We start from the raw sequence: 9,094 nt of genomic DNA on the forward strand, positions 1-9,094 counted from the left end.
ATTAATTTTATTTTTATTCCGTTTTTCTTTAATATGCTAAATACCTTTGATGCAACACCACTAGTGTGTTTCATTCCTAGACCTACTAAAGATAATTTAGTTATATTTTCATCTACTAATATATTTTCTTGTGTAACGTATTTTTCAACTATAGCTTTTCCTTGATTTAAGTCTTCCTTTGGTATTGTAAATGAAACACTTATTTTTGAGTTCATTGGAGCAGTTTGACTTATCATGTCCATGCTTATATTTTCTTTTGCTATGTTTTCAAATAAATCTACTACTTTATCTTCATCTATATCTATAGTTATAGCAACGTCGTCATCAGATGTTGCAAGTCCTGTTATAACTTTATCTTCTAATTTCATGTTTTTTATCCCCCTTATGTATGTTCCTTTTATATCACTGCATGATAGACCTACGTATAATTCTATTTGGTATTTTTGAGCAAGCTCTATACTTCTTGAATGCATTACTTGAGCACCTAGACTTGCAAGCTCTAGCATTTCTTCGTATTCTATTTCTTCTAGCTTTTTAGCGTCTTTGAATTTTCTTGGATCTGTGAAGTATATTCCGTCTACATCTGTGTAAATTTCACATTTTCCATTTAATTTTACAGCAAGTGCAACTGCAGATGTATCAGATCCACCTCTACCTAGAGTAGTTATATCTCCTTCATCATCTAATCCTTGGAAACCTGTTACTACTACTATTTTGCCTTCATCTAAGCTTTTTTCTATTTTTTCTATATTTATATCGTCTATTAAAGATTTTCCATGTGTTCCACTTGTTTGGATTTCTAGTTGATAAGCATTGTAGCTTATTGCTGGACATCCTAGAGAATTTAAGCTCATAGCTAAAAGTGATGCTGATATCATTTCTCCTGTAGACATTAAAACATCTAGTTCCCTTTTATCTGGAGTATCTGTTATATTCTTTGCAAGACTTATATAATCATCTGTAGTATCTCCCATTGCAGAAACTACGACTACTATTTTAGGATCTGTTTTTTTTCTTTCTATCAATCTCTTTGCAATTGTTGTTATTTTTTCAGTTGTCGCAACTGAACTTCCACCGTATTTTTGTACTATTATATCACCCATTATCTAATCCCCCTTAATCTTTTTGGGTATTTAAAAACGCCCAAAGGAATACTTTGGACGTTAAGTATCAAAGTAAACCTTGTAGCTCATCACAAACATAGTGACAGCCTTATACATATTATGCATAAGTCCAGCAATAGACTTTGCCAAGTCTACAACTTCGGCTCTAAACTCCTTTCTCTATAAATCCACACTTGCCAGCTCCCTATAGATACTGTTAATTTAAAGCACCTCTACCCTAGGCTTAATAATCAAATTATCAATATAATTTAAGCATATAATTTGATATTTTGCAACCATTATTTTACAAATTTTAACTTTATTTAAAAAAAACAAATTTAATTTTTACAAATATTATAAATATCTGAACATAGAATGTAAAGATATGTCAACCAAGAAAATATTTTCCTGATCTTGAATGTATAAATAATCGTCTTCATTTAAACGATTTGTAACGACTATTATATTTGGAACCATAAAAAACGGAATCGTCGTGTTTTTCATATCAGCTTTGAGAGTATAGTATTTTGATAAATCGACTGTATTTCCCAATTGCATATCAAAAAGAACTTGTTTTCTCTGGCAGTTATTATCTATATATTCGATATATAAAGAATAATTATTATCCCCGATGTTTATATTCCTGTAAAATCTAACTATATCGAAATTTGCAAGATTTAATTTCACAGCAATATCAGAGCTTATCAGAGCTTTTATTAAATCCTCCCCCTTGTAAAATTCACTACTTCCATTGATATAATATAAATAAGAATTTTCTTTATACCCTCTATAATTAATATTGCATGGAAATTTAACTAAAATATAATCATTACACATCCTTCTTAGTGTTCTTTTTAAAGTCTTTTTTTTAGAATCTCTTTTGTAATTGAAAAGTTTATTAAATTGAGTTTCAGTTAAACATCTAAGCCTACTAATTATAAAAAGTATCTCCTTTTCAAGTATAGTCATATAAACCTCTCCAAAGATGTAATATTATTTAATATATTATATTAATTAAAATAAAAAACTCTACAAAAAAAGTGAATCCCTATGAATTCACTTTTTATAATGCATAAATTATATTTATTGATTTGAATTTTCACCTTCTGTAGCTTCTGCTTCATCAGATTTGCTAGTTTCTTCTTTTTCTGAAGCTTTATCTTCTGTCGTTTCTTTTTTCTCGCTCTTAGATGATTTATTTAAAATACTGTTATTTTCAAACTTAGTTATTGTAATAGTAGTACCATCAGTCTTTGTGTAAGAAATAGATACGCTATCTCCTGATTTAGTCAGTGGAAGTCTATCAGATACCTTAGAAGTTCCCTTAAACATAATGGTATTATTATTCTTCAATGTGAAGAAGTAAGTAGTAGTACCATCTTGAACATCTGCACTTATTCTATCTATAGTTCCAGAAATTTCTACAGTATCTACATCAGTTTCAAATTTTAAATCTTCTCCTTCAGATTCTAAAGCTTCTTTATAAGCAGCTAGAGCTTCTCTTTTGTTATTTCCAACGCCTAATACACTGTAATCCTCTACTGATATAAATGCCACACTTTTTACAAGTCCAGCCTTATCCTTTAGAGCACATACATATGTCGGAGTTCCATATATGTTGTACATAACTGGGAAGGTAGCTTCGTAATTCTTTTCTTGTACTTTACCCTCTGCAGATGTCATAGCAGCTGTTTCTGTAGCACCTGTTTGCATATAAAGCTTAGCATCCTTCGTTCTAGAATCGACTAGCATAAATCCTACTGTAGATTCATCTCCTCCTGAAGATGTTATTCCTGTATACCAATAAGATTTGCCATCGTTACCATATACTAAAGATTCTCCCTCTGTAGGCACTAGTACACCTTCTTCTGTAAATACAGAGTTTATAAATCCTTTTACATATAATCCCCAATCTGTAATTTGTTCTATTACCATAGATTGTGGTTGTATTCTGTCTATCCATTTTGGAGCGTTTTCTATATCATATACATTTAATTCTCCAGTTTGTGCATCTAAAACTGCAACTCCTACAGCATCAGAGCCTGAAAATCCAACCTTATGCTCGTATAAGCTGACAACCCAATAAGGTCTACCTTCATCGTTTATTTCAAGTGTAAATTCAGTCATTCCGTAGTTTACAATACCCTTTACATAAAGATATCTATGTAGATCTTGTAGGAAATAAGCTTCTGGTTGATATTTTATCTTTATAGGCTTTTTATCTAGACTTTGGACTAATTTTACATCTTGAGGGTCTGTAGCTGATACCATAACATATCCATCAGTACCATCTAGATTAGTAACCCATTTTATAATATCTCTATGTACTAAAGGTGCCACCCAGTAAAGCTCTCCATTTACACTTTGGATATGAAATTCACCAAGCTGTGAAACACTACCTATAGCTGGTATTTCACCTATTTTTTTCTCTCCAAGCTTCATAGCCATATCTTCATCTACAATACGTATGTCATTTACATTTACAGGACTTACATCTTCTGTAAATTCACTTTCAGATACTTCACCGATTAAATTTTTATATGCATTTGCATGTAAAATCGGTGTAGTTACAAAAAATGGAATAGCTATAACTAAAACAAGTAAAACTAACGCTATCACAAAATTGTTTTTCGCAAGCTTTGAAGTTTTATTACCTCTGTCAAACATCATGTCGATTATACCAGCCAGTACAAAAAACAATATTGCAGTCGAAAATCCAGATGTAAAATCAATTCTAAGTACTGGCAACTTGATAAATGCATATATTAAAACTATAATAAATGCAATTCCATAACTTCTTAAATACTGCTTCATAACTCCTCCTTTAAAATAGTAATCTTAGTAATTTTTACTTTTTTTTAAATTATGGTATACTATTACAAATAATATACCATATTTTTATTAAATAATAAAATTTTCATTTTATATTTAATCTTTTAATTTGCTTAATTTAATTAAATATACTTTATTTTTTTCTAATATTGAATTAAAATTAGTAATATGAATTATAATAAATTTATACATATTATAAAATAAAACAAATGTGAGGTAATTTTTATGTCAAGCGAAAATAATCGTACTAACTTTATAAAAAACATAATTAAAGATGATTTAGCATCTGGGAAGCATAAATCTATAATAACTCGTTTCCCACCAGAACCAAATGGATATTTACACATAGGACATGCTAAATCAATATGCTTAAACTTCGGATTAGCAGGAGAATTTAACGGAAAAGTAAATATGAGATTCGACGATACTAATCCACTTAAGGAAGATGAAGAATACGTAAATTCAATCAAAGAGGACGTCAAATGGCTAGGATTTAATTGGGACAACTTATACTTTGCTTCTGATTATTTCGATGAAATGTACAAAAGAGCTATTATCTTAATCAAAAAAGGTAAAGCTTATGTATGCGACTTATCTCAAGAAGAAATAAGAGCTACTCGTGGTACTTTAACTGAACCTGGTAAAGAAAGTCCATACAGAAACAGATCTATAGAAGAAAACTTAGACTTATTCGAAAGAATGAAAAACGGTGAATTTGCAAACGGAGAAAAAGTTTTAAGAGCTAAAATAGACATGGCTTCTCCTAATGTAAACTTCAGAGACCCTGTTATATACAGAATTTCTCACAACTCTCACCACAATACAGGAGATAAATGGTGCATATACCCAATGTATTCTTTCGCACATCCACTAGAAGATGCTATAGAAGGAATAACTCACTCTATATGTACTCTAGAATTCGAAGACCAAAGACCACTTTACGACTGGTTTGTAAGAGAATGTGAAATGGAAAGTGTTCCAAGACAAATCGAATTCGCAAGACTTAACTTGACAAATACTGTTATGAGTAAGAGAAAATTAAAACTTCTAGTAGACGAAGGTATAACTGACGGTTGGGACGACCCTCGTATGCCTACTATATCTGGTGTTAGACGTAGAGGATTTACTCCAGAAGCTATAAGAGCATTCTGTAATGAAATAGGTGTAGCTAAAGCCGACTCAACAGTTGACTCTAGACTTTTAGACCACTTCCTAAGAGAAGATTTACAACCAAAAGCTCCACTTGCTATGGCTGTACTTAAACCTTTAAAATTAGTTATAACTAACTATCCAGAAGGTCAAACTGAAATGCTAGAAGTAGAAAATATATCTAAAAATGAAGAAGCTGGTAAGAGACTTGTTCCATTTAGTAGAGAAGTTTATATAGAAAGAGATGACTTTATGGAAGAACCAGTTAAGAAATACAGACGTTTCTTCGTTGGAAACGAAGTAAGATTAATGGGTGCATATTTCGTAAAATGTACTGACTTCGTAAAAGACGAAAACGGCGAAATAGTAGAAATCCACGGTACTTACGACCCTGAGACTAAGAGTGGTTCTGGATTTACTGGAAGAAAAGTAAAAGGTACTGTTCACTGGGTAGATGCTAAGAGCGCTGTTCCTTGTGAATTTAGATTATTTGAGCCATTAATATTAGATGATGATCCAGAAAACGAAGGTAAACACTTCTTAGAACAAATAAATCCTAATTCACTTGAAATACTACAAGGTTTTGTTGAACCAACTCAAATAAAAGACGCAAAACCACTTGATAAATTCCAATTCGTAAGAAATGGATTCTTCAGTGTAGATACTAAATACACTACTGAAGATAAATTAGTATTCAACAGAATAGTTCCATTAAAGAGCTCATTCAAATTAGAAAAGAAATAATTTTTTAAATTAAAAAGAGGCTGTTGCAAAGTAAATTTGCAATCGCCTCTTTTTTGTTGTATCTCTATTCATATCCAAGTAGCTGTATTCCCTTTTGAATACATTCTATAGTAAGCGGAAAATCAGGTCCCTTTTCGCCGTCTATATCTGTAACTAATTCGTCTTTACAATCTATAACTACCTTTTTAGTTTTAAAATATAAAATTTCGTTTTCATTATAGCCTTCTAGATGTTCTCCTCTAAGTATATTTACTAAAAGTGGAAGTGTCTTAGGAAGCGGTGTTCCTTTAACTATAATTACGTCTAGATACCCGTCATCTATCTCTGCCTTATATGCTAGATTTATATTTCCCGCAGTCTTTCCATTAAACACAAGCATAAGGTACATATCGCCATCGTAATTCATCTCTTGAGATTTTACATTTATATTGAATTTTCTCATGTTTAAAGCTTCTTCTATCCCCTTTAAGTAATAAGAAACCTTGCCTATAGTATTTTTAACGTCTGGATTTATCTTTTGAGAAACATCTGTAAACATTCCAGCACTTGCGACATTTATAAAGTATCTGTCGTTTATTTTTCCGATATCTACATATCTAGGCTCTGAATTTACGATTTTTTTGATACACTCTCTGACATCGTGCGGATATTTTATAGCGTTGGCAAAATCATTTGCAGTCCCAGATGGAAGTATAGCTACAGGTATATCGATGTTTAGTTCTTTTATTGTATTTATAAATAAATCTATCGTTCCATCTCCTCCAGATAACAATATATGGTCGTAATTGTCATCTATATCCCAAAATGCATCGCTATTAGGACGAGATCTCGTTATTCTGTAAGGGACAACACTATATCCGTATTTTTGATATATCTGTATAACTTTATCTATTTCGTTTTTTATTCTTTTGTCTCCAGAATTTGGATTATAGATAAATTTTACTTTTTTCATTCCCCATAAATCCTCCTTATTTATATAATAACTACTATAATATACACATATATTATTACAAGTTTGTTAAATATATATGAATAGCAACTATTTTGAGACCTAAATTATTTTTTTACTCTAAGCAGTCTGTCTAAGTAAATAGATTTAACTTGATCCCTTGCTAAAAGCTGTTTAACTGGAGACATCTTTAAAATAGCAGAAAGTATAGATGCCATAACTCTGTGGTTTTTAAACGCCTCTGTCTCTGATATAAGATCTAGTAATGTACCCTTTTCTATCGCTTGAAGCACTACTCTGTGAACAGAGCTAGATGGAGTTATTATTTTTTCCTTTCTACGTTTTAATATTATACTTCCCTTAGAGCAATTTCTAGCACAAACTCCACATCCTAGACATACATCGTAGTCTATTTCTACTTTCTTGTTGCCCTTATCGTCCTTTACTAGGCTTATTGCGTCTATTGGACATGCTTTTTCACATTTACCACATTTAACACAAGAATCGTCGTTTACTGATGGATAAAATGCAGTAGTCTGAACTGGATGCATATTTCCAAATTTCTTAGCTGCAAGTAAAGCCTCACAGCAGCATCCACAGCAGTTACATATGAATGTAACGCCCTCTCTTACATTTTCACCACATTGAACTAGATTGTGTTCGTAGGCTTGGTGTAGAAGCTCCTTACATTCTACTGCATCTACACGTCTAGCGTAATTATTTTTTATAAGTGAATTTGCTGTATTTCCAAATGTCATACATATATCTATAGGCGCATCACATGCCATTCCCATGTGTTGCATCTTATGTCTACAGTAACACATACCTACTGCTATATGCTTTGAGGATTCTATTATATGAGTAGTTCTCTCAAAGTCAAGTATGTCTACTTGGTTTTCATTTGTTAAAACCTCTTCTTGTACATAAACTCTACCTAATTTAGTTTCTGAAGAATAAAATAAATCCTTTATAAAATCTTCTTCAACGTTTAGATATTGGTAGTAAAGCTCAGAAAGTATCTTTTGGTCTATATCTCCTCTAGTTCTCATAAGGGCAAATTCTATAAATCCAGCCATTGGTGGAGGTAATATGTATTTTTTACCTTTTTCATCCTCAATATCTAAAAGGATAGCTCTAGAAGCCAAAGTATCTAGTACCTTTAAAGCTTCATCGTAAGTCATTGTCCAAATTCTAGCCGCTGTCTTAACTCTAAAGGCTCCTATTGGAAGCTGTGATACTAAATACGCCTCTCTCTCTGTAAATAAAACCTTCAATATTTCATAAAGAGTTTTTGACTCAGGAGCTCCTTGAGGGAATTTATTTAATCTCTCAACTAAGCTTTTATATTCTTTTTTTGCACTTATATGTGACATATTATCATCTCCTATTTTGAATTATATAGAGTAAATCTCTAAGGATTGAAGCTGCTGCATTTAACGGTGCTGATGCCCCACCTGTTACAGTTATATCCCCTAAAATATCTGTCTTGTAATGTACTCCTTTATTTTTGCCATCTACAGAGTAAAGCGGATGGTCGCTACTTATCACTGTAGGCTTTACTTCAAATTCGAAATTTCCATCTGAATAAGACGCCCTTGCCACTAATTTTACTTTATCATTGTTAGCTTCTGCAGATAGTAAATCATCTAGCTTAACATTTGTTATTCCATTTATATCTAGCTTATTAAAGTCAAAATCTACATTCCAAATTACCTCGCTTAAAATAGCCATCTTGACAGCAGTGTCGTATCCCAACACATCTAGTGAAGGATCCTTTTCTGCTATATTTAAATCCTGTGCTTTTTTTAGAGCAGCTTCGTATTCGACTCTGTTTTTTAGCATTTCTTCTAGTATAAAATTAGTAGTTCCATTTAAAACTCCAGTAATTTCTGTGACTTGAGCGCCTAAAACATCTGTCGTACCTGCATTTACAGAGGGAAGTGCACCCCCAGTTGTACATCCTATTTTTAGGTACAAATTATTTTTAATTGCGAGGCTTTTAAGCTCTTTGTAGTGAAGTAAAATAGGACCCTTATTTCCAGTTACTACGTCTATACCGTTTTTTAAAGACTCTCTTATATGAGTATAACCAGGCTCACCATCTACTATGTTTGTACTTGTAAGCTCTATCAAAATATCTACATCTTTATTTTCTACTATATTTTTAAAAGAAATATCAGACCATTTAGGGTGATTTTGTATTTTTTTATCTGAATTTGTATATTCAATCAGCTCCTCGATATTTAGTCCATTTTCATCGTAAATACCTCCGTCGCTTTTTACAATATATTTTAAATTCACATCTTGTAGTAGATCC

The 9,094-nt window shown here is 31.7% G+C and carries 7 protein-coding genes and 1 riboswitch; of the genes, 1 reads left to right on the forward strand and 6 read right to left on the reverse strand.

Annotated elements, in window-relative coordinates; genetic code table 11:
• The 3 genes from ACI3VO_RS16765 to ACI3VO_RS16775 all read right to left on the reverse strand — a co-directional run.
• A partial coding sequence (locus ACI3VO_RS16765; RefSeq protein WP_439759007.1) for an aspartate kinase occupies positions 1–1,103 on the reverse strand: 1,103 nt, incomplete at its 3' end.
• A 74-nt stretch (positions 1,104–1,177) separates the two neighbouring features.
• A riboswitch (Lysine riboswitch) is annotated at positions 1,178–1,347 on the reverse strand.
• 110 nt (positions 1,348–1,457) lie between these two features.
• The gene (locus ACI3VO_RS16770) at positions 1,458–2,072 is read right to left on the reverse strand and encodes a hypothetical protein (RefSeq protein ID WP_439759008.1); all 615 of its coding nucleotides are present in this window, start codon (positions 2,070–2,072) and stop codon (positions 1,458–1,460) included.
• A 114-nt stretch (positions 2,073–2,186) separates the two neighbouring features.
• Positions 2,187–3,917: a hypothetical protein gene (locus ACI3VO_RS16775; RefSeq protein ID WP_439759009.1), complete on the reverse strand. Its 1,731-nt coding sequence runs from the start codon at positions 3,915–3,917 to the stop codon at positions 2,187–2,189.
• Positions 3,918–4,160: 243 nt separating this feature from the next.
• Here ACI3VO_RS16775 and ACI3VO_RS16780 point away from each other — a divergent pair, with 243 nt between their 5' ends.
• Positions 4,161–5,828, forward strand: a complete 1,668-nt coding sequence (locus ACI3VO_RS16780; protein ID WP_439759010.1) for a glutamine--tRNA ligase/YqeY domain fusion protein — start codon at positions 4,161–4,163, stop codon at positions 5,826–5,828.
• A 64-nt stretch (positions 5,829–5,892) separates the two neighbouring features.
• Here the strand turns inward: ACI3VO_RS16780 and ACI3VO_RS16785 are convergent, their stop codons facing one another.
• From ACI3VO_RS16785 to ACI3VO_RS16795, 3 genes are all read right to left on the reverse strand, one after another.
• Positions 5,893–6,780: a YegS/Rv2252/BmrU family lipid kinase gene (locus tag ACI3VO_RS16785; protein ID WP_439759011.1), complete on the reverse strand. Its 888-nt coding sequence runs from the start codon at positions 6,778–6,780 to the stop codon at positions 5,893–5,895.
• Positions 6,781–6,884: 104 nt separating this feature from the next.
• Positions 6,885–8,150 (reverse strand): 4Fe-4S dicluster domain-containing protein, encoded by a 1,266-nt coding sequence (locus tag ACI3VO_RS16790; protein WP_439759012.1) that lies wholly within the window; start codon positions 8,148–8,150, stop codon positions 6,885–6,887.
• 4 nt (positions 8,151–8,154) lie between these two features.
• Positions 8,155–9,094: homoserine dehydrogenase (locus tag ACI3VO_RS16795; protein WP_439759013.1), on the reverse strand; the 940-nt coding region annotated here is incomplete at its 5' end.

Source organism: Intestinibacter sp. (assembly GCF_051866655.1).
GTDB lineage: Bacteria > Bacillota > Clostridia > Peptostreptococcales > Peptostreptococcaceae > Intestinibacter.